18 protein-coding genes are annotated in these 20,766 nt (G+C 41.3%); 10 read left to right on the top strand and 8 right to left on the bottom strand.

Translation table 11 applies throughout. The annotated features are described in order from the left end of the window. Positions 1 to 33 precede the first annotated feature (33 nt). Together UYC_RS0114125 and sbcC are read right to left on the bottom strand one after the other, a co-directional pair. Positions 34 to 2,706 (bottom strand): GAF domain-containing protein, encoded by a 2,673-nt coding sequence (locus tag UYC_RS0114125; protein WP_016878409.1) that lies wholly within the window; start codon positions 2,704 to 2,706, stop codon positions 34 to 36. A gap of 221 nt (positions 2,707 to 2,927) precedes the next feature. Further along, entirely contained in the window at positions 2,928 to 5,957 is a 3,030-nt protein-coding gene (gene sbcC, locus UYC_RS0114130) for an exonuclease subunit SbcC (protein WP_016878410.1), read from the bottom strand. A 1,215-nt stretch (positions 5,958 to 7,172) separates the two neighbouring features. On the opposite strand from sbcC, the gene UYC_RS0114135 reads away from it, so the two are divergent. Then, the gene (locus UYC_RS0114135; protein WP_016878411.1) at positions 7,173 to 7,862 is read left to right on the top strand and encodes a hypothetical protein; all 690 of its coding nucleotides are present in this window, start codon (positions 7,173 to 7,175) and stop codon (positions 7,860 to 7,862) included. Positions 7,863 to 7,947: 85 nt separating this feature from the next. Here the strand turns inward: UYC_RS0114135 and UYC_RS0114140 are convergent, their stop codons facing one another. Then, positions 7,948 to 9,240: a sensor histidine kinase gene (locus tag UYC_RS0114140; RefSeq protein WP_016878412.1), complete on the bottom strand. Its 1,293-nt coding sequence runs from the start codon at positions 9,238 to 9,240 to the stop codon at positions 7,948 to 7,950. A 345-nt stretch (positions 9,241 to 9,585) separates the two neighbouring features. On the opposite strand from UYC_RS0114140, the gene UYC_RS0114145 reads away from it, so the two are divergent. Further along, positions 9,586 to 9,903, top strand: coding sequence for a DUF3155 domain-containing protein (locus tag UYC_RS0114145; RefSeq protein ID WP_016878413.1), 318 nt, complete (start codon positions 9,586 to 9,588; stop codon positions 9,901 to 9,903). Between the two features lie 478 nt (positions 9,904 to 10,381). On the opposite strand, the gene UYC_RS0114150 is transcribed toward UYC_RS0114145, so the two are convergent. After that, a complete protein-coding gene (locus tag UYC_RS0114150; RefSeq protein ID WP_016878414.1) occupies positions 10,382 to 10,912 on the bottom strand; it encodes a cofactor assembly of complex C subunit B in 531 nt (176 codons plus the stop codon). 70 nt (positions 10,913 to 10,982) lie between these two features. Further along, positions 10,983 to 11,318, bottom strand: coding sequence for a PadR family transcriptional regulator (locus tag UYC_RS0114155; RefSeq protein ID WP_016878415.1), 336 nt, complete (start codon positions 11,316 to 11,318; stop codon positions 10,983 to 10,985). Positions 11,319 to 11,894: 576 nt separating this feature from the next. Between UYC_RS0114155 and UYC_RS0114160 the strand changes: the two genes are divergently transcribed. The 7 genes from UYC_RS0114160 to rpsN all read left to right on the top strand — a co-directional run bounded on the left by UYC_RS0114160 (position 11,895) and on the right by rpsN (position 17,588). Next, the gene (locus UYC_RS0114160; protein WP_016878416.1) at positions 11,895 to 12,464 is read left to right on the top strand and encodes a DUF3611 family protein; all 570 of its coding nucleotides are present in this window, start codon (positions 11,895 to 11,897) and stop codon (positions 12,462 to 12,464) included. A gap of 212 nt (positions 12,465 to 12,676) precedes the next feature. Further along, on the top strand, positions 12,677 to 12,970 hold the full coding sequence (locus UYC_RS0114165) for a hypothetical protein (protein WP_016878417.1): 294 nt from the start codon (positions 12,677 to 12,679) through the stop codon (positions 12,968 to 12,970). A gap of 186 nt (positions 12,971 to 13,156) precedes the next feature. After that, the gene (gene serS, locus UYC_RS0114170) at positions 13,157 to 14,437 is read left to right on the top strand and encodes a serine--tRNA ligase (RefSeq protein ID WP_016878418.1); all 1,281 of its coding nucleotides are present in this window, start codon (positions 13,157 to 13,159) and stop codon (positions 14,435 to 14,437) included. A gap of 230 nt (positions 14,438 to 14,667) precedes the next feature. Next, positions 14,668 to 14,931: a hypothetical protein gene (locus UYC_RS37830; protein ID WP_148125391.1), complete on the top strand. Its 264-nt coding sequence runs from the start codon at positions 14,668 to 14,670 to the stop codon at positions 14,929 to 14,931. Between the two features lie 156 nt (positions 14,932 to 15,087). Further along, positions 15,088 to 16,173: an RIP metalloprotease RseP gene (gene rseP / locus UYC_RS0114175; RefSeq protein WP_016878419.1), complete on the top strand. Its 1,086-nt coding sequence runs from the start codon at positions 15,088 to 15,090 to the stop codon at positions 16,171 to 16,173. 123 nt (positions 16,174 to 16,296) lie between these two features. Then, positions 16,297 to 16,968: an endonuclease III gene (gene nth / locus UYC_RS0114180; protein ID WP_016879551.1), complete on the top strand. Its 672-nt coding sequence runs from the start codon at positions 16,297 to 16,299 to the stop codon at positions 16,966 to 16,968. Between the two features lie 317 nt (positions 16,969 to 17,285). Continuing rightward, on the top strand, positions 17,286 to 17,588 hold the full coding sequence (gene rpsN, locus UYC_RS0114185; protein ID WP_016878421.1) for a 30S ribosomal protein S14: 303 nt from the start codon (positions 17,286 to 17,288) through the stop codon (positions 17,586 to 17,588). A gap of 55 nt (positions 17,589 to 17,643) precedes the next feature. Here rpsN and UYC_RS0114190 read toward each other — a convergent pair whose 3' ends face one another. Further along, on the bottom strand, positions 17,644 to 17,973 hold the full coding sequence (locus UYC_RS0114190; protein WP_016878422.1) for a hypothetical protein: 330 nt from the start codon (positions 17,971 to 17,973) through the stop codon (positions 17,644 to 17,646). 153 nt (positions 17,974 to 18,126) lie between these two features. Here UYC_RS0114190 and aat point away from each other — a divergent pair, with 153 nt between their 5' ends. Beyond that, entirely contained in the window at positions 18,127 to 18,702 is a 576-nt protein-coding gene (gene aat, locus UYC_RS0114195) for a leucyl/phenylalanyl-tRNA--protein transferase (RefSeq protein ID WP_016878423.1), read from the top strand. 122 nt (positions 18,703 to 18,824) lie between these two features. Here aat and UYC_RS0114200 read toward each other — a convergent pair whose 3' ends face one another. Next, the gene (locus UYC_RS0114200; RefSeq protein ID WP_016878424.1) at positions 18,825 to 19,640 is read right to left on the bottom strand and encodes a DUF3598 family protein; all 816 of its coding nucleotides are present in this window, start codon (positions 19,638 to 19,640) and stop codon (positions 18,825 to 18,827) included. Between the two features lie 74 nt (positions 19,641 to 19,714). Next, positions 19,715 to 20,617 (bottom strand): cell division protein FtsX, encoded by a 903-nt coding sequence (locus tag UYC_RS0114205; protein ID WP_016878425.1) that lies wholly within the window; start codon positions 20,615 to 20,617, stop codon positions 19,715 to 19,717. Positions 20,618 to 20,766: the final 149 nt, after the last annotated feature.

Below are 20,766 nucleotides of genomic sequence, written 5' to 3' on the forward strand. Positions count from 1 at the left end.
ATAGCGATCGCATTTTCCAAAATATCACAATCATCACAGATCCAGAGGATGCTGCTCCCAAGCAGCAATTGCCTGCCGAATCGGGATTTCAATACTAAATTCTGCTCCTTGCCCTGGTTGTGAAGTGCATTTCAAAACACCTTTGTGATTTTCGACAATAATTTGATAGCTAACCGATAATCCCAAACCGACACCACTACCTACGGGTTTTGTGGTAAAGAACGGATCGAAAACTCGTGCTTTAACTTGTTCACTCATTCCAACACCGTTATCAGCAATTTTGACGCGAACTCTACTCGAACAAACAAGCTCTGTACGAATACGAATTTGTGGAATTAGGTACTGGTGATTGGGTACTGAGGATTGGGGAGTGTGGGAAGTTTGAAGAAGGGCGTGGAGAGAAGCGGGTGGGGAGTGTAGGGAGTTTTTCTCTCCCCCATCTTCCCTATCTTCCTCATCTTTTTCTTCCCTTCTTCTTCCTAATCCCTCTAATGCATCAATCGCATTATTAAGAATATTCATAAAAACTTGGTTGAGCTTGCCTGGATAGCACTCAACAACAGGTAAGTTGCCGTATTCTTTGATAATTTCAATTTGAGGATGGTGGAGATTATCTTTGAGTCGGTGCTGCAAAATTAATAAGGTACTGTCAATTCCTTCGTGCAAATTCACCCGTTTCATCTCGGCTTCGTCAAGACGTGAGAAATTTCTTAAAGAAAGGACAATATTACCAATACGTTTAGCACCAGCTTGCATAGATTCTAAAAGCTTTGGCAGATCCATCACCACAAAGTCAAAATCTATGTCTTGCGATCGCTCAACAATTGTCGAGACTGGTTGAGGATAATGTTCTTGGTAAAGGCGCAACATATCTAATAAGTTAGATATGTATTGCTCGGCGTGTGCCAAGTTACCAACAATGAAATTGATGGGATTGTTGATTTCATGAGCAATACCAGCTACCATCTGACCAAGAGAAGACATTTTTTCGCTTTGAACGAGCTGGGTTTGAGTATTTTTAAGGTTTTCTAAAGCTTGCTGCAACTCTAAACTTTGCTCTTGGGCTACTTGAACTGCTGAGTGCAGGGCACGTTCAGCAGAAGTACGCTCCACAATTTCCACTAATAATTGTTCATTGGCATCTTTTAAAGCTTTTGTCCGCTTTTCAACTTGAATTTCTAGTTCATCTTTAGCCTCAAATAGGGCTTTTTCTGCCGAGGCTCGTTCTTGGTGCAGAGCTACTGCTGCCGCTGCTGCTGCCAGCAAATCTATTTCTAAAGCATCCCAAGCACGTGCTTCTGTACAATTGTCAAAGCCTATAAAACCCCAAAATTTGTTATTGACTGTTAGCGGTAAAAGCAGGATGGAAAGAATTTCTTGTCTGCCAAGAAACTTTTGCTCTGATTCTGGAAATTCGGCGACTATACCTGCAATGATTTCACCCTTTCCTAAAATTTCCGCCCAACGAGGAAGAACTTCTTGCAAGGATAAGTTTTGCAGTTGTGAGTTATCGATTTCTGGTGTAATGTCTTTTGCGCACCACTCGGCACGCTGACTTGTAAGCAAGCATCCTGCTGCGTCTTGATGGTTCTCAAATAAGTAAACGCGGCTGGCTCCCGATGCTTGTCCAAGTAATTCTAAGATGTGTGCGTAACAATTGCCAGCAGTATCATCAGCCAGTAACCGCCTTTGTGCTTCTACCAGGGTTGCCAGGTAATGTTCCCGCTTTGCTAGAGCTAACTCTGTCTGTTTGCGTTCTGATTCAGCTTTTTGACGTTGATTTGCTTCGATAGCTAAAGTCACTAAGTCAGCGATACAGCCTGCAAAATTTTGTTCTTCTAAACTCCAATGGCGCACACCGCCTGTATATTCATGGCAAACAACGCCTACCATCTCACCTTCCACCCAAATTGGTGCATCTAACATAGATGTAACGCCAACCGCAGGCAGATAGGCTACGCCAAATTCACAGGTACGCGGATCGGTATAGGCGTCATCTGCTGCGATGGTACGCTCTGCTTCTAAAGCTTGGAAGTATACTGGATAGTCTACTGCTGAAAGTTCTACACCACTGGTATGCCGCTTGAGTGTTTGTTCGTAGAGGTTAAGGCAGCGAATTTTAGAGCGATCGCTATTGTAGTGCCACACACTGACGCGTTCTAATCCAAGGGTAGCGGCGGCAGCTTCGGTGATTTTGGCTAAAGCTGAATTTAAATCGCCTTGTGCCAAGTTTCTACTTTTTGCCAGCGCCAAAAGCACTTGGTTTTGCTGCTCCAAACGATTGTGGGTGTGACGCAGGATCAGTTCGCAGCTTTGCCGTTCAATAATATTACTAAAGGTACAAATTACCTGTTCTGTACCATCCTGAGGCTGGGTATTCACCAGTAACCAAATGCGTTCGCAGTTATTGGGATGAGAAATACTCAAAATCAAATTTTCTTGGCGAGAAAGTAGCAAATTTGGGTTAGCAAAAGCTGTATTGTCTACTTGGGTAACTTGCCAGGTATTCCCAAAAGCAGGAGTTCCCAATAATTCTTTTTCTGAACGTTGCAGCAATTTACAACCTATAGCATTACAAAATAAAATTTCTGCCTTTGCTCCCAATAGCATTACCCCTACTGGTATTTGGCGCAGGATTTTTTCTTGAGCTAATAAAGTTTTTGAGCCTTTTTTACGGCTGTGATATTTAGTATTATTTGTAACCATATTGATAGAATTAAAAAACTTTCTTCCCTGCTGCTTTCTGCCTCCTGCCTCCTGCCTTGGTTCTACTTTTGTACGTACTTATCAACAAAGAAGATGCACAGCCCTATATTAAAATACAATGCTAAGACTGTGCTTATCTTTACAAGAAGTGTATTCAGTAGATTGTTCTGATAATATATTATTTTTTACAAAAAATATAACCGAAAAAATACGGCTGTTATTTAAACTAACAAACGCAACTGTGAACCTTGCTGAGTTTTATTAACTTCAATGCGGGCTGCAAAAGCTTCTTTGAGGTGGGGCATATGGGTAACGGTGAGGATACAAGCGAAATCGGGGGCGATCGCGTTAATTGCTGCAATCAGGCGATCGCATCCTTCGCTATCTTGCGTTCCAAAACCTTCATCTACAATTAACATCTGCAATGCTGCCCCAGCCCTTTGTGCCAATAATTTCGCCAAGGCTAAACGAATCGCAAAGTTAATTCTAAACGCTTCTCCACCAGAGTAAGTTTCATAAGCTCGCGTGCCTCTAGCATCAGCAATCAAAATATCTAAAGTATCAATCAACTTGCTATTTTTCTTGGTAGATTTACCGTTGCGCCCGGCTTTTTGAGTAACAAATTGTACGTGTAATTGATTAGCACTCAGTCGTGAAAGTAATTGATTTGTCTCTGCTTCGAGTTGAGGCAAGACATTTTCAATCATCAGCGTCTGGATGCCGTTTTTACCAAATGCCTGTGCTAATTCCTGATAAGTTCGATATTGGTGTTTGACTTCTTGTAGTTGTTGTTGCTGTTGTTCGTATTGATTCTTGAGAACTTCCAACTGGTGCGCCATCTGCTCTAAGCGCCCGACTTGGGCGAGTTGTTCGTCGAGTTGGCGTCTGCGGATTGCTAGCTGCTGTTCTAAAGCTTGAATTTGAGCGATCGGATTGGCAGTTTCTTGGAGTTGATGAACGATACTGTCTATTTGATGTTTGAGTTTCTGCCGCTCTACCCACCTTGCTTGCAAAGCCACCTCTAATTCTTGTGCTCTTGTCTGCAGCTGCGGATACTGTTGCTGCGCGGTTAGTAGTTGTTGATAGCGTAACTGCCAAGCTTGGGCTTGACGGACTGAGGCTCGCAGGTTGTTATGCTGTTCTGTATCGTAGCCAAGTTCGCTAATGTGGCGATCTAAGACAGCAATTTCTTTGGCGCACTCAGAATCAGTAGCTGCCTGCCCAATTGTAGCTTGCAATTGGACAATTTGTGCTTCTAGTTCCGGCTGACGTGCTGCTATTTGTGCTTCTCGCTTAGTTGCATCTTTAATCTGCCCTTGCTTAATTTCTGCCCAACGCCAGCGTTCCACTTCATTGCGAGCTAGAGCATGGTCTTGTTCATTATAGTTGAGTTGTTGCAGATATTGGTTTAGCTGACTCAGTTCGGCTTGTTGATCATGAGCGTAATCACCAATTTGCAGCGATCGCTCTAGTTGTTGCTTTTGTGTTTCGATATGTTGTATTTGCTGTTCGACATCAGTGGTAGCTTGCAACTGTGCTGCCAATTGTCCCCTTTGTTCGCGTAACCCATCATAGGGAGATAATAACTGGGATATCTCGCGATATTCCTGCCTGAGTACTTGAATTTCTCGATCTGAAACAGCCATTTGTTCGCGAACTACCCACAACTGCTCTTCCGTATCCTTGTACTCAGTCTTAGTTTTGTCCACCACGCGATTCCAGTGATGCTCATCCAAAGGGCGTTCGCACAACGGACAAATTGCATTCGGAGTCTGGAGCATTTGCAATTTTTGCTCTAATTCTCCCAACAGCCTTTCAAAATCCCGTTGGTGAGCTTGCAATCTTTCAATAAAGTGACGCCTTTCCTGTCCTTTTTCCTGAACTCGTTGCAAATATACCCGCTTTTTCTCCAATTCTTCAATCTGTACTGCTACTTCCATCACCGCTTGTTGTAGTTGCGGCTGGCGTCGCTGCTGCCCTTGTAGTTGATTTTGCGTAGCTTCTAGTTGCTCTAATCTTGCTACCAAAGAGGCATGAACTCTATCTATTTGACTTTGTAAAGTTGCCTTTTGTTGTAACAGCGGAGCTACTTGCATTTGCAACCGATCCAGCTGGGCAAGGTGCTGACGCGCTGCTGCTAATTGTGCCAACGCTTCTTCTACCTCACCTGACTTGCTCAGAGTTTGCTGAATCTCCTGCTGTTGTTGTTGCAAAGCTTCCAACTGCGCCTGCGCTTGTTGCAGTTGTCGCTCCATATCTTGAATTTGTTTGGAAAGCTGTTGCTGCTTTTGCTGACGAGCTGCAAGAGCGCGGGTATATTCTGCAAATTTAGCGCTCATCCCTTCTTCTTGAGATTGCAGATTTTGATAGTGAGTATATCCAGCTTTGATTTGGGATTCTTGAGCTAATAACTCTTCTAATAAAGATAGCTGACTTCTTGAGCTTGCCCGCTCCTGTTCGAGGCGATCGCAATCTCCTGTCAAATTTTGGTACTGCTGCCTAACAAAATTCAGTTGCTCTTCCCAATTTTGGCGTTGATGCTGTACAACTTGCAAACTTTGTAATTGAACATTCTCAAAAGCCTGTACCTGTTGCAAGCGCTCCAGTTCGCTTTCTAACTCTGCACGTTTTTGGGCGATCGCATCTCGCTGTTGCAGTTGAGTTTTCATCGACTCTAAAGAACGTTCTAACTCTTCTGCTTTGGCTTTAAACTGACGCGATAATTCTTTTGCTCGTTCTTCTAATTCATCATATTGATTCAGTTTTAATAACTCAGCTAATATCTCTTTGCGCTCGCTGGGGCGCTTCAGCATAAATTCATCTGCACGACCTTGACGCAAGTAAGCAGAATTAATAAAAGTATCGTAATCCAGTTTTATATGTTGTAAAATTTGGTCTTGCGTTGCTCTAACACCTTTGCCAGTCAGCGAACGAAATCCATTTGGCGTTTCGATTTGAAATTCCAGAACACTACTACCACCCCGCGCTCTGGTACGAATGACTCGATAAGTTTGTTGCCCGCTTGTTTTGAAGGTAAAATCTACCCGCACTTCTTTTGTACCAGTGTGGATAACATCATCTTCAGAAGCAGCTCTGCTTTCTCCCCAAATTGCCCAGGTAATCGCTTCCAATAAAGAAGATTTACCCGCACCATTGGCTCCACAAATACAAGCAGTATGCAATCCGCGAAAATCTAAAGTTGTATCACGATAACTGAGGAAGTTTTTTAGGATGAGTTGTACTGGAATCATCTAGGCTAGGAAACCACACATTTTTAATAAGTAGCAGCACAGGTACTCTGTTTGCTAGTCTAGCTAGCTAAAAATCATGTTTCTAGTCTTTAAGACTCTATTTTTACAATTGTTAACATTAGCATGAGAATTTTTTTCCTGTTAAGTAACCCTTTTTTACTATAGTTATATAAAAATTAAACCTAGCCTGAGAGAATAGAGCCTTTATCCTTTAGCTATCCTTCTCAGCTTCTAGTGTCAGAGGTGGTGCAACTAGGAATGTACAGCATAGTATTAAGTTCATTAACAATCTTTTTTTAATGAAAGCAGAAGAAGAAGTTTCTTTACTAGAAAAGTAGAGCATAGGAAAAATGGGAGGGGTTAGTTGCAAATTTTAACCATGAGGTTTAGTAGGTGCGAGAAGGTGTGGCTGTTTTACCCTCCTAGCAAAAAAGTGAGATTCTTTGGTATTCTTTCCGCATTTTCCTCTTGGTAAAGTGGAGATGAAAGTAATTTTGATATTTAAATAGTCAGGATTTGATGATAGACAGGAATTACTTCTATATTAAATTTTAGCCAAAGAGTTATACATAACTTGGCACCATTTTTTAGCAGATGGAAATGTCCTTTAACTTTTTTAAATTCAATATTTTTTAGAGAAACTCTGCAATTACTCCTGGTTATCAAAATTAAGCTTGCTGGTAATCACATATTAACTATCTAAATGTCAAATAGTCTTGTTCTTTGATAACTTATCTATTACCTTGATACTTGCCCGTTAATGAGATTTTCACCATTCTCAATAACCGTAGGGTGGAGAGAAGTCACAAGACGCCGGAATTTTACAGAAAAGAAAATATGTTCCTATGATGTATTTAGGGCGTAGGCAGGCTTAGTTTGTGTAGCCTCAGGCTTCTAGCCTAAGTGAGCACTAATGTGATTTATGGAAGAAGTTTATTGATTGACATATATCTGCCGAGATAGATGATGTAAAAATATCAGGAACAAATTCAAATAAATTTGCGTCATTATTATTATAGATAGTTAATTTATATCTATCGAATAGAGATGAGCATAATATGAAAATTTGAGTAGCGCTTCACATACTATATATGACCTTGGTGCTATGACTTTTGTCATATATAAATAGATAGGTAGATAAGTTAAAAATTCAGAAACAATATCAGTAAAATCACGTCAAAATCAGTAAGATACAAAGACACAAAAGGACTTATTATGAATCGCTTTCTATATTGGAAATCTGGAACTGCCGCAGTTATGGCAATGGCAATTACTACAGGTACAATTGTGCCTTTATTTGCCCCTGTTGGTGCCAATGCACAAACACCGGATCTTTTTAATCGCAGTCGAGTCACAAGTCAATCAAGAACAGTTTCAATTCCTCGTGGAGTCAGAATTCCTGTGACTTACGAAAAAGATAGAATTCTGGTTACTCCTAATGAAACATCATCTTTAAAATTAACAGTTGCCAGGAATATTGTAGATAGGAATGGAAATCTCTTAATTCCGGAAGGAACTGAAATTGAAGGGCAGTTAGAACCTGCAACCGCTAGAAATGGTGATAAAGGTTCTCGCTATGTGGCAAAAGAACTAGTTTTTCGTGACGGTAGGCGGCAAACTATAGATGCAACTTCTCAGATAGTGACTAGAAAAGAAACTATTAAGAAAGGAGCTAAAACGGGGACGATATTAACAGATGCGGCTATTGGGGCAGGTGCTGCTAGTGTAATTTCACTAATTACAGGCAACCGTAAAATAGAAGTTCTAGAGCCTATCGCTGGTGGTGCTGCTGGCGCTTTAGCCAGTGTGCTGTTGCGCAGAAGAGAAGTGGAAGTTGTTTCTATCGATCCTCAAAGAGATTTGGATTTGACTTTAGAATCTAATTTGCTTCTATCTCGCTATTAGAATTAACTGAGTTTAATTTAAAATGCGATCGCTTCCTCAAATCGAATGGGTGCGATCGCTTAATTTTGTATTTCAGTAGAACACATTAATCACTTACAACAGGCAACCAAACAATAAATGTAGTCCCTGGTGCTTGAGGTAATGAAATTTTTGAGGGAAGAGCAGGACTAAAAACTTCAATTTTTCCCTGCATTTGTTCTACCAATTGCTTGGCTATGGCTAAACCCAAGCCTGTACCAGGAATTTCAGTTTGAGCTTGCACACCTCGATAATGCCTTTCACCAAGATGTTCTAAATCTTCGGGTGGAATGCCAGGGCCATTATCTGTGATAGTAACTCCCTGGAAATTATCTTTTTCTTGTCCTACTTGAATTAATATTTTACCACCTGGCGGAGTGTATTTTAAAGCATTATCAATAATATTACTTAACACTTCTGTTAAGGCTTTAGGATTAATCCGCACTAATGGTAAATTAGACGGAATATTGGACATTAATTGCAAGTTTCGCTCTTGAGCTATTGCTTGAGCTGAAACTAATAAAGGTTGCAATACATCAGCTAAATAACATTCTGTTTTTTTCTCTCCAGCCCCCGGTAATAATAGTACAGGTTTGTCTTCTTTTTCTACTGTTGCTTCTACAAATACTTCGTTCTTTTCTGGTAGTTTCAAAGGTGCTAAATCTTCTGCGCTCAAGTCAATTGCTTCATCAAACTTTTGCAGCAATTCTTGCAGGCGATCGCTTTCCCGAACAATACTTTCTGCTACCTCTCGGTTGGCATCTCCTGCTCGCAATCTCTTCATCAGCAGTTTGCCAAAGGTTCGTAATGCTGTTAGTGGATTGCGAAATTGATGCAATAAATTATCCAGCAAATCTTGCTGCTTTTCTTGCAAAATTTGTTGTTGATGCAATTGCACCTCCAACCATGTTCGACGCTGATCTAAAATACAAGCTATTGTCAGGGTTTGAGCAACGCGCTCAATTTGACTGCGCTCTTGTTCATTCCATGCCCTATCTTCCCTGGCTGTGACTAGCAACCCCATCATCACATCTTCATAAATCAGAGGTAGAAAAATTTGATCGCCACTTAGTAATTCCTGTTGTGAATTTGATGCAGTTGTATCTTCTGTTCCAAATTCTTTTGCTGCTGTCAGTAACTTTTGGTTAAACTTTGGCAATGCCAATGCATTTACTCCTTGTCGCCCCATTGCCGTCTCTGGATAAACCACCACAGGAACCAGTTTCGCTTCATTTGTCGGAGCTTCTACCAATTCTTGGGTTAAATACACAACGCTTAAAGACGCTCCTAACCCCTGGGCTAACAACATCATTTGCTCTTGACACAGAACAACAAACTCAGAACTGGCAGACATTAACATTTTTTAGCTCTTGCTTAAAATTTTAGATTTCAGGTAAGACAAGAAAAAGGCAGGAGTTGTTTATGTAACAAAGCATAACTAAACCATTTAAGTTTTGCCTCGCCCTAGCGCATTATTCTTTGACTGCTTTTTATTTACAAAAAAAAGTAAAGGCTGAAAGCCTCGCCCCTTGTGGGTGGATTCGTTTTCCCCCAACCCTGTTTCCTTTCATCTACACTCAAAAAAATATGCTTGTTGTATCAAAAGTTTAAAAACTGTTGATCTTTTAAACTAGAACTTTTATAATTACGACGGATTTTGTAGCTATAACTACAATACGTAGCTTGCAAAGAGGAGGAAAATAGGTTGGCAAGGAGACGGAAGCGGAAAAGCCGTCGTCGCCAAGAAGGGCGGCGCATTCTTGAACATGTGCCTCAATATAGCATTGAAAGTGGCGAAGATAAACCTGTGACAGCAGCCAGAAAATTCATTCAAGCTGAAGGGATTTTGCCACCCGCTTTACTACTTGTGAAGCGTAACGAACATACCACAGACAGATATTTTTGGGCTGAAAAGGGATTGTTTGGTGCTCAATATGTAGAAGAGAACCATTTCTTATTCCCAAGCCTGAGAATTTTAGAAAATCCTTCTGGCTCGGAACCTGTAGCTGTGGCTAGTCGATAGACCATCAAGATGAGCGTGGATTGTGAATGTGGCTTTTGACTTTTATTAACTGGCAAAATGCTAAAGATATTCAATAACTTCATTATTTTTTTAGTTTTCAGCGAGTTTGCCAGTAGGGGTAGCTGTCTGGACTTGGGCAATTAAATTCCATTAAGCAATGGTGTTTGTGGGATTTGGTTTGTAGTTATGAAAATGTACCAGGGAGTAAGAATAAAAGTGCTCTTGGCTGAGGTTAAATTTAATCTCAAGCGATCGCCCACACCAGCTAACTTAGGTGGATGCGAGAAATAGATCGTTGGGAAATCGCCAAGCCTGGGTGTCAAAAATTAAGGCTTGCTCTCCACTAAAGATTCAAATCGTTGTGGAGAATAGCGATTACATGAGGAGCTGTTATTCTTCCTCCCTAAAGTTCATTTTCTGAAAGTTTAGTCAAAAGTCTACATATTGTTGATTTACAGATGGTTACCGGATCTCACGATTATTCACAAGGCTTCAGCTTCAAAGCCCTCTGTAACTCAATGAGTTCATCGCGATGGGCTGTAACAGTGATTTTGCTTGAGAAGCGTGATTCACTCTGGTTTACATCCAGTTGCAGTAACACCTTCTCAAGTTTTTCAGCTTTTTTCCAGTAGAAAATTCCACATAAAGGCGACAACAAGACTAACCATACAAAGGTAGTACCGAGGCTAGGAAAAAGCAGTGACAAAACCAGTGATAAACAAAGAATTCCAGCAGTTGCTAGCAGCGTCAAAAATACAGTTAAAAACCAACTAGGACGAACCGTACCTTCAAAAATCACTTGGTTTTTTTCTGGATCTACCGCTGCCACTCGGTAAGACCGCATTTGAAAATACTCCCTTAATTGAGGCATTAAAGTAGCTTCATCTTGTTCAGATACCAGTTGCACTACTTCTGTACGGTCTTTGGCAGAGGCACGGATAAAGAAAAATAGCCCGACCGATAACAACAAAGTTAGCAGCAACGTGGATGGCAGAATAGCAGTATCCATATCTAAATTGTTACTGTTTTAGTGGAGGGGACTTATTCATTATCAATTATCAATTAACTTGTCCTCCTACTTAACTTATATACTGTTGCCATAGACGAGCTAAATCCTGTGCTTGTGACATCCATTCTGAGGAAACTTGGTACATTCGCCGGGGACGTCCCCTTCCTTCAAGTTTTTTCCAGTACCCTGTGATTGCCCTATGATCTTCGAGAAACTTAATCGCACTATAAAGTACGGTATCTGAAAGCCGATAGTTAGGGTATTCAGCTTCCAATCGTTGGATTAACTCGGTTCCGTAAGACTCCCCTTGTAGCACAACGTACAAGATATAACAAACTGCTAGTTCCTGACAAAGGTAAGTTGGCGGAGGATTTTCAAAGAATTTATATATATCCTCAAGTTTCATGGTAAGTGATGAATGACTAAAAAAATACCTGGAGGTTAGGCTTAACATCCCGATAGGGGGTATATAGTGCTACCCTCTGGTTTGGTTAAGTATATAACTTAGGCTAGATTTGCAAAGCGCAAACTGCGAAACATTACCCACACTATTTAGTTGTGGGAGGGCGCTAGACAGCGCCATGATGAATGCGCCAGCTATGGAGGTGCAAAAATTTGCACTCCTATCCTAAGCTTGAGGCAGTGTGGTGAGGAGCAAATAGACAACGGTTAAGCCGTTGTCTTAGTGTTAAGTGATGCCAAGGATGTGAGAACTGCTTAAGCATAAAGTGTTGCCTTAGCAATAATAAAGGTAGCATGAAAATTTTTCTGTAAAACTTAATAAACACTTTTTTTACAAGGTTTATCCCAGTGCGAATCATCAATGATTATGCTGATTAAAAATTATTTTTTCTAATGCTTGTACCTCTTGACACACATACATCAGTATGCTCATTTGCATTTTTATACTTGAAATACTCCAGATGATGTGAAGACATATGATAGTAAACTTATCTAGCACCCAGCACATTAGGTGATCAGTATGTCAGTAGACTCTCAATCATCTTCCTCTCGACGTCGAGCAATTGCCCAAGCATTTCGCCTCACTGGTTGGATTAGCTTTTGGATTCAGCTAGTGCTAGGTGTCGTTTCTGCCATAATTGTGCTGTTATTTGCCGTTTTTAGCCAAAGACCAGGTAGTCCTAGTAATAATCCAGGTAATGGATTGGGCGTGTTTTTGGCGGTTTGTGGGCTAGTTACCTTAGGTGGGGGTATTTATTTGGCTTTCCGTTATACGCGAATTGGCAGACAACTATTATCTTCAAATCCCAGCAACCACCCAGGCAAATTGGAAACAGTGCAAATCTTGCGGCTGGGACTGATGGTGAATTTGATAGGAATGTTGTTAACTCTTTTAGGAGCGCAGGCGATCGTCGGAACTCTGGTAGCAAGATCTATATCTCCCCAGGCGATTACTACCCAATTGTTTGACCCCAATCGAATTATTAGCGGGCTAGATATGTTGGTAGTGCAAGCAAACACCAACACGGTTTCAGCCCACTTTGCTGGTCTTGTAGGATCTATTTGGCTACTTAATCGCGTCACACGTTAAGTTCTGATATGGCAGAAGTTTAGGCAATCTAAACTAATTTCTGACTCCATTTCTTTACTTTTGTTCTGCATTTACCAAAAGCAAAATTGTACTTTTCCGAAACCATGAGTTATAGGTGTGAAGACTAATACAGATTGATTAAACAAGCATCCTACTAATGGATGAACATAAAATAGTACAAAATTATTAATAAAAATTGTAGGTCTTCTATTATGAACAATCATAAAACATGGACATTTGGAGTACAGGTTTTCTTTAGTGCAGTAGTGATTTTACTTTGTGTTGTACAGATTGGCTTTCAACGGGATAAGGATAATCTAGCTTTATATTGGGGTGGTTTATCCAGCGTACTTGCATACTGGCTGCCCTCGCCTACAAATTCTAAAGAAGATGAGCAATTGTTGGTAAGTAATCAGTATAGTCTGAATCAAATGAGCAGTAATGGTATGGTTAAACATTCGGAAGCCAGCCAAGAAACCGCAGCTATAAAAATGACAAATGAATAACCAATGCTCCTTCTATTCCACAGCCAATCCAAAATAGAAAATAGCAGTGTAGTAGCCCTAGCAGTAATGTTAGGGCTAAATTTTTTATTTTTAAGAAACTTACTTTTTGCAGTCGGCACCAATCAAAATTAGAATATGCTGATGTGTGGTGAATGAAGATAGTAGGCTAACAATTGAGAAAAATCTGTGCTGGATATTAAGCAAATACGGGAGAATCCACAACTTGTTCAGGAGAGGTTGAATACTCGTGGTGGCAACTACGATATTCAGCCAATAGTAGAGTTGAATCAGCAACAACGCGAATTAGAAGTAAAGCGAAGTCAACTCCAAGCACGCAGTAACGAAATTGGTAAACTGGTTGGGCAAAAGATTAAATCGGGCACCAATCCTCAAGATCCAGAAATTAAAGCTTTGCGGGAAGAAGGCAACTCGATTAAAGCTACATTAAGTGAACTCGAACCCCAAGAGAAGGAATTAATAGTACAAATCCAAGAACTCGTACTGGCACTTCCGAATCTGCCTAGCGACTCTACACCTATTGGCAAGAGTGAGGAAGATAATGTCGAGGTGCGGCGATGGGGTGATGAATACATTCCACAAAATCCGAATATCCTTCCCCATTGGGAAATCGGCGAAAAGTTAGGAATTCTTAACGTCGAACGAGCTGTTAAAGTTGCTCAAAGTCGCTTTGTGACATTAATTGGTGCTGGTGCCGCGCTGGAGAGAGCATTAATTCAGTTTATGCTCGATCGCCAAATCGCAGCTGGTTATGTGGAAGTTATTCCTCCATTTTTAGTTAATAGCGCATCTCTCACAGCGACTGGACAATTACCCAAGTTTGCAGAAGAAAGTTTCAAATGCGCTGAAGATGATTTGTGGCTCACTCCAACAGCGGAAGTACCTGTCACCAACCTTTATCGTGGTGAAATTCTGGCTGCTGAAGACTTGCCTATCTACCACTGTGCTTACACTCCTTGTTTTCGTCGTGAAGCTGGGAGTTATGGAAGAGATATGCGGGGGTTAATTCGCCTGCATCAATTTAACAAAGTGGAATTGGTAAAATTTGTCCATCCCAGCATTTCCTTTGATGAACTGGAAAAATTAGTGGGCAACGCAGAAGCAATTTTACAGGCACTAAAGTTACCTTACCGAGTCATCGAGTTATGCACTGGTGATTTAGGATTTTCTGCCACGAAAACATATGATTTAGAAGTTTGGCTGCCTTCTTCTGGCAAGTACCGGGAAATTTCCAGTTGTTCCAATTTTGTGGATTTCCAAGCGCGACGAGCTGAAATTCGTTTTAAGGAAGCGGGCAAGAAAGGAACGCAGTTAGTGCATACACTCAACGGTTCTGGTTTGGCTGTAGGGCGAACAATGGCGGCTATTTTGGAAAATTATCAGCAACCGGATGGCACGGTGCAGATACCAGAGGCTTTACAACCTTATCTTGGACGTGAGGTGTTGTAAATTTGGGGCAATTATTCGCTCTCAATGAGTATGTAAACTCATTGAGCAAGTTCTAATCCTCGTTGACGAAGATAAAACACTCGTTCATCAGGTTCTAATCCTCGTTCGCGAGAATAAAACACTCGTTCATCAGGTTCTAATCCTCGTTCGCGAGGATGAAAGACTCGTATATTAGTTTTTTATTCTTGTCTTTCAATAGTGAAAAATGCCTCACCAACCTCGCTACCTCAATGACTCGTTCCTTGCTTCTAGCAAGGAATGCCGTTTTAGAGGCTCCGCCTCCCGTACTCACTATAGGTAGAACCTCTAGAATTGCGTTCCCAGGCTCCAGCCTGGGAACGAGAAAAGTCGGGATCTATAACCTCTCACTATTTGCTTTGCATCGCACACTACTAGAAGCAAATTTGGAGATAAGTGCGATCGCCTTTGCATCTGTGCACGAAGTTGATAGAAAAATTACCCACTGTCTTTGCCTAGAGTCAGGCAAAATATAAAAATTCACCTATTCACAGGGATTCGTTCATTTACCACTCAGCCTCAGGAATTAGCAAAAAAGTCAGAAAATATGCTCTGTTGCAGACCAATGGTAAGCTGGTACTCATTCTAAAATAGAGAAAAGTATAGTTAAATTAGTTCACAAATATTTATCTATGTCAGTTTTCGCGGCGATCGCAGTTTTAGCTGTTCTTATCCTGGTACACGAACTGGGACATTTCATTGCAGCAAGATCTCAAGGTATTCACGTTAACCGCTTTTCTCTGGGCTTTGGCCCGATTCTTTGGAAGTACCAAGGGACAGAAACTGAATATGCTGTGCGGGCGTTTCCTTTAGGAGGTTTTGTTGGCTTTCCTGACGACGATCCGGATAGTGATATTCCACCCAATGATCCGAACTTGCTGCGTAACCGTCCTATTTTAGATCGGGCGATCGTCATCAGCGCTGGAGTGATAGCAAATTTAATCTTTGCTTACTTTTTGTTAGTTGCACAGGTGAACTTAGTTGGTATTTCCCAAGCAAGTCAACCGGGAGTTTATATCCAACAATTAGCACCAGAAGTAAGTACAGTTGCATCCGATGCTGGAATTAAACCAGGAGATGTGATTGTAGCAGCCAATAACAAAAAATTTGGTACATCACTGCAAGAAATAGAAGCTTTAAGGGAAATAATAAAAACTAATGCAGGCGAGCCAATTCAACTAGAAATTGCCCGTGATAACCAAAAGCTGTCTTTGACTGTTACTCCTGAAGCTAAACCAAATGGAGGTAGTATAGGCGTTGGACTAGCCCCTAACGGTAAAGTTGTACGCCGTCGGGTTAATAATCCCGTGGAAGCTTTAAACCTTGGCGCTAAAGAATTTCAGCGTATTATTTTCATGACATTTCAAGGTTTTAAGCAATTAGTTACAAACTTTGGTGAAACAGCCAGTCAAGTAGCTGGGCCAGTTAAAATTGTTGAGATTGGTGCGAGCATCGCCCAAAATGATACGGGTAGTTTGTTCTACTTTGCTGCTTTGATTAGTATTAACTTAGCTATCATCAACATCTTGCCTTTACCAGCATTGGATGGAGGACAACTCGCTTTCCTGATGATTGAAGGATTGCGCGGTAAACCTTTGCCCACTCGCGTTCAAGAAGGTGTAATGCAAACCGGTTTAATGCTACTTTTAGGACTGGGTATTTTTCTCATTGTTAAAGAAACTTCTCAGTTGGAGTGGGTGCAAAAACTATTCCAATAGTCTTCTAGTACAATCAAGCTTAGGTTAAAAGCATTAGTTGTGTAGTTAGCCCACGTAGGTGGGCTAAGTTTATTTAGCAGCAAATTATATTATTCGCTGGTGAGGTTTAGCAAAATTACAGTAGTGAATAATACACGTAAAATATCATCTAAAAAACAACGGGCACTAGAGATCCTCATCCGTTTGAAACGCCTTTACCCAGATGCCACTTGCTCTTTGAACTACTCAACGCCTGTACAATTGTTGATAGCAACTATTCTTTCTGCTCAGTGTACGGATGAGCGAGTGAATATGGTAACACCAGCATTATTTAGTCGTTTCCCAGATGCACCTAGTTTGGCTAATGCTGATGTGGCAGAGATAGAAACCTTAGTGCGTTCCACAGGGTTTTATCGAAATAAAGCAAAGAATATTCAAGCGGCTTGTCGGATGATTGTCACTGACTTTGGTGGAGAAGTGCCAAAACAGATGGAAGAACTGTTGAAACTTCCGGGTGTGGCACGCAAAACAGCTAATGTAGTTCTTGCCCATGCTTTTGGAATTAATGCTGGAGTAACAGTTGATACTCACGTCAAGCGCCTCAGTCAACGTTTAGGTTTGACTAAGTATGCAGATCCTATCCATATTGAACGAGATTTAATGCGTTTACTCCCACAACCAGATTGGGAAAATTGGTCAATTCGGTTAATTTATCACGGTCGTGCTATTTGTAAGGCACGCAATCCTGCTTGTGAAGCGTGTGAGTTGGCGGATATTTGCCCTTCTGCGACTCTTCCTCAGATTGTCATGTCTTAGATAGTTAGCAGTAACCGTAAGGTGGGTACTGTCCACAACGTAAAAATAAGGATTTAAGGAAAGTTAGGCAGTGCCCACCCTACAAAAATTGCTGTACGGGAGGCAGCGCACCCTTGCGGAGTCAGTGCGCCCTTGGGGGTTCCCCCCGTTGTAGCACCTGGCGTCGGGTTAAGAGCGTTGTAGCGACTGCCGTGCGAGTTTAAAAGATAAATTATCAGTTTGAACGGCAAGATTATCAACAAAACCCGCCCCTACTAACCACTAACCAATTCGATCCGATAGAATGGAAAATGCTGTCTTAAATCAAATTACAAAGCATGGCCAAAAAGAGCATGATTGAGCGCGAGAAAAAACGCGCCAAGATGATAACTAAATATGCGGCAAAAAGAGAAGCTTTGCTGGAAGAATTCCGCAAAACAGAAGATCCAATTGACAAGTTGGAGATTCATCGCCAAATTCAACAACTACCACGCAACAGTGCACCCAGCCGCCGCCGCAACCGTTGTTGGGTAACCGGTCGTTCCAGAGGTGTTTACCGTGACTTTGGTTTGTCTCGGAACGTTTTGCGGGAATGGGCACACGAAGGGCTTTTACCCGGAGTTGTTAAATCTAGTTGGTAGTTAATTGTTAATTGCTAATTGTTAATTGCGATTAACCATTAGCCATTAACAAAAATTATTGACCGCAACACCGATCAATTCCCAAACTGTCTAAAAGTAGATCGCTGACGGCGTTGGCGATCGCAAATTCTCCATAGAAGCTTTTGGAAAAATCAAACGACTGCATCTCTGTGACGATCGCGATTACCAGAGAACCCAGATCGTTTTCTCCTTCCATTCTTTGCCGAACAAAAATCTGTGCTGCCCGTTCGGCAATCTTTTGATTGATAATTTCTGGGAGAAACTCTTCATCGAGCCACCTATGCAACCGTTGTCGCAACCATTCGCCCTCAAGCTCTGGATTTTTTGGTGGTGGTAGGGTAATGGGTGGGATTGGTTCAGTCATGTTTTTTATCTTTTTTCTTTCAATCTTTGATTTTTTAATCCCTGATAGGGATTAATATAGAACCACTTCCGCCAAAATGCACACTAGTAGCAAATAACAACTGCTAGCATCAAATTGCCCGCATCAGAGGCTTTTTTGATTTGTGGCTTATTTATGCAATATGATATTGCCTCTATAGTTCAAGGCTACGCTCAAGGCTATTTTCTCATGGCTGACGAGGATAACGTCTTGGGTTGGTATGGAAGTCGCGATCGCACTCTCATTCCTTTAGACGAACGATTCCGCTACCCAAAATCACTGCGGCGTGTCCTTAATCAACAGCGGTTTGCAGTGGCTATTAACCGCGACTTTCAAGCTGTTGTCGAGGGTTGTGCTCAACGAGAGTTAACTTGGATTTCACCAGAGTTGAAACAGATATACTGGGATCTTTACCAAGCAGGTTGGGCGTATAGTTTTGAAACTTGGCAGGATGATGAACTGGCTGGGGGAATTTTAGGAATTGCAATTAATGGTATTTTTATTGGAGAATCGATGTTTTACCGCATTCCTGAAGGTTCCAAGGTAGCAATGGTAAAGCTGGTGGAAAGGTTGCGGGAGAGGAAATTTGTGATGTTTGATGCTCAAATGATGAATCCCCATTTGGAGAGGTTTGGGGCTTATCGAGTCAATGATGAAGACTATCAAGAGTTACTTGATAAAGCGTTGCAGCAAAGGTGTTCTTTGATTTAATTAACCACAGAGATGCAGAGAGCGCAGAGAGAAGAATAATTATAGGTGGTGTTTATTTACTCAATTCGTATATTGGGAAGTGAACATTGCTATTCAACGCCATGATAATGAGTACTGGGGTTTTATACAGAACTGACTCGACGTTCTGTTACCAAAGTCAGACTTACCCATTCTCCTTTGTCGTTGTAGCTGCGAACCATTCTTTGACGCAAATTTGGCTTGATTAACCAACCAACTTCCAACACAAAAGCTTGACGCAATTGCACTTTGAGGGGAGAAGTGGCAGAAGCACCATCGGGTAGCAGCAAAACTTGTACCTGCTTGTGTGGATCTTGGTCAAATTTCAGTATAGAACCCTCAATGACAGCAGAAGAAGTTATCGTTTTACTATCAAAAAATAGACTTTGAACTAGTTTGCCAGCATCATCAAGTTGTAATTTCAAAGTTGTGGAGTAAGTATCAGGCGATCGCCAGTCTGGATATATTGTTACTGCTTCACCATGCCATTCTCCCAACAAAGCTTCTACGCTTACAGATGGGTGTTCTGGTTTTGGGCTTCCGGCTAGATATTCGCGAATCAGGGTAAATTGGTTTAGCTGACCATTCTTATCAAACAACTGTACGAGGCGCAAGCGACTATTTTCATCAATTAAACCTAGTTCTGCCCCAAATTCAGAAAAAGGTGCTAACTGAATTGAACCTTGAGAAAAAGCTCCATTTTGAAAAAACAGTACACCTCTTCCTAGAGAACTGTATTCTAGAATCTTTTTATCTGTGCCCAAACGAATTGTCTGACGAATTGTCTGGTTGTCGTTCAGCCCTTCCAAACAAACAATGCTAGGTGTATCTTCTAAAATTTCACCTTGGGGAGACACACGAGTGAATGAGCCTTGCCATTCACCAAGATTTTGCAGCAAACATTCCCATTGAGATTTCATAGTAACTTTTGTTCTTTGACCTTTGTCATTTATGATTGGTTAATCACAAAAGACAAATGACTAATGACCAATAACTAACTTTTAGCAAATCGCCGTACAGCAAATAAACTCCCAATCAATCCCACTGTTGCACCAAAATTCAGAAGAATCAGAGGTAATAATAGAGTTTGCAAAGGAGTTAGTTGCAAACCGTTAGTAATAAATTTAATAAATTCTGGCTGATTAGCTAATACATTACCAAGAAATTGCTGAATCAGACTGATGCACCCCCAAGCGATCGCTCCACCAACTACACCAAAAGTAATTCCTTGGAGGATAAACGGTAGATAAATCCAAGTAGAAGTAGCTCCTACCAGTTGCAAGATTTCAATTTCTTGGCGTCGTGCCATAACTATCAATCCAATAGTGGTAGAGGTGACAGCGATCGCGCTGGAAGTCAGAATGATAGTAATAGTTAGTGTCATCCAATTCAAACTTTGATGCAATTGGGCGATATGCTTGACAGCTTCATCCACATACTGCACTGCATCCACGCCCCGCAACTTCGCTAATTGTGTCGCCAAAGTTGACACCACCTCAGAGTTACGCGCCTTCACCTTTAATTCATCTACGAGAGGATTTTCCCCCAACTGCTGAGTAGCAGCTTCGATATTAGAAATTCCCAGTTCCTTAACTAACCTACTCCAAGCTTGCTCTTTAGTGATAATCTTGGTGTCTGCGACTTCTGGCATTCTCGCTACTAGTGGTTCAATGCTTTCTGCTCGCGCACTCGAATCGAGATAAACTGATACTTCTAATTGGCTGCCGAATTGGTAGAGCAGTTTTTCTACTTGCCAAGAACTTTGCAAACTCAAGCCGAATAAAAATAGTAACACCGTCACAGTACTGATCGCAGCCCAGTTCATCCAGCCACCACGTCGCAAACCAATCCAAGTTTCTTTGAGCAAGTAATCTAGTTTTGTAAGAATTTTCAACACACCACAGCCTCACCAAGACTTAAAATTGACACAAGACAATAAAACTTCACGTCTTCTCGGCGCAAAATAATTACACTTTTTATACTCTCTAATGGGTAAAGCAGACAAATAGGGGCGCTTAGGCTAGGGACTAGAGATGAGAAAAAAGC

This window comes from Chlorogloeopsis fritschii PCC 6912, assembly GCF_000317285.1.
Classification (GTDB): domain Bacteria; phylum Cyanobacteriota; class Cyanobacteriia; order Cyanobacteriales; family Nostocaceae; genus Chlorogloeopsis; species Chlorogloeopsis fritschii.

Excerpts from the sequence above, each read along its gene's own strand:
- UYC_RS0114125 (WP_016878409.1), bottom strand. The coding sequence starts at position 2,706 with ATGGTTACAAATAATACTAAATATCACAGCCGTAAAAAAGGCTCAAAA.
- sbcC (WP_016878410.1), bottom strand. The coding sequence starts at position 5,957 with ATGATTCCAGTACAACTCATCCTAAAAAACTTCCTCAGTTATCGTGAT.
- UYC_RS0114135 (WP_016878411.1), top strand. The coding sequence starts at position 7,173 with ATGAATCGCTTTCTATATTGGAAATCTGGAACTGCCGCAGTTATGGCA.
- UYC_RS0114140 (WP_016878412.1), bottom strand. The coding sequence starts at position 9,240 with ATGTTAATGTCTGCCAGTTCTGAGTTTGTTGTTCTGTGTCAAGAGCAA.
- UYC_RS0114150 (WP_016878414.1), bottom strand. The coding sequence starts at position 10,912 with ATGGATACTGCTATTCTGCCATCCACGTTGCTGCTAACTTTGTTGTTA.
- UYC_RS0114155 (WP_016878415.1), bottom strand. The coding sequence starts at position 11,318 with ATGAAACTTGAGGATATATATAAATTCTTTGAAAATCCTCCGCCAACT.
- UYC_RS0114160 (WP_016878416.1), top strand. The coding sequence starts at position 11,895 with ATGTCAGTAGACTCTCAATCATCTTCCTCTCGACGTCGAGCAATTGCC.
- UYC_RS0114165 (WP_016878417.1), top strand. The coding sequence starts at position 12,677 with ATGAACAATCATAAAACATGGACATTTGGAGTACAGGTTTTCTTTAGT.
- UYC_RS37830 (WP_148125391.1), top strand. The coding sequence starts at position 14,668 with ATGACTCGTTCCTTGCTTCTAGCAAGGAATGCCGTTTTAGAGGCTCCG.
- rseP (WP_016878419.1), top strand. The coding sequence starts at position 15,088 with ATGTCAGTTTTCGCGGCGATCGCAGTTTTAGCTGTTCTTATCCTGGTA.
- rpsN (WP_016878421.1), top strand. The coding sequence starts at position 17,286 with ATGGCCAAAAAGAGCATGATTGAGCGCGAGAAAAAACGCGCCAAGATG.
- UYC_RS0114190 (WP_016878422.1), bottom strand. The coding sequence starts at position 17,973 with ATGACTGAACCAATCCCACCCATTACCCTACCACCACCAAAAAATCCA.
- aat (WP_016878423.1), top strand. The coding sequence starts at position 18,127 with ATGCAATATGATATTGCCTCTATAGTTCAAGGCTACGCTCAAGGCTAT.
- UYC_RS0114200 (WP_016878424.1), bottom strand. The coding sequence starts at position 19,640 with ATGAAATCTCAATGGGAATGTTTGCTGCAAAATCTTGGTGAATGGCAA.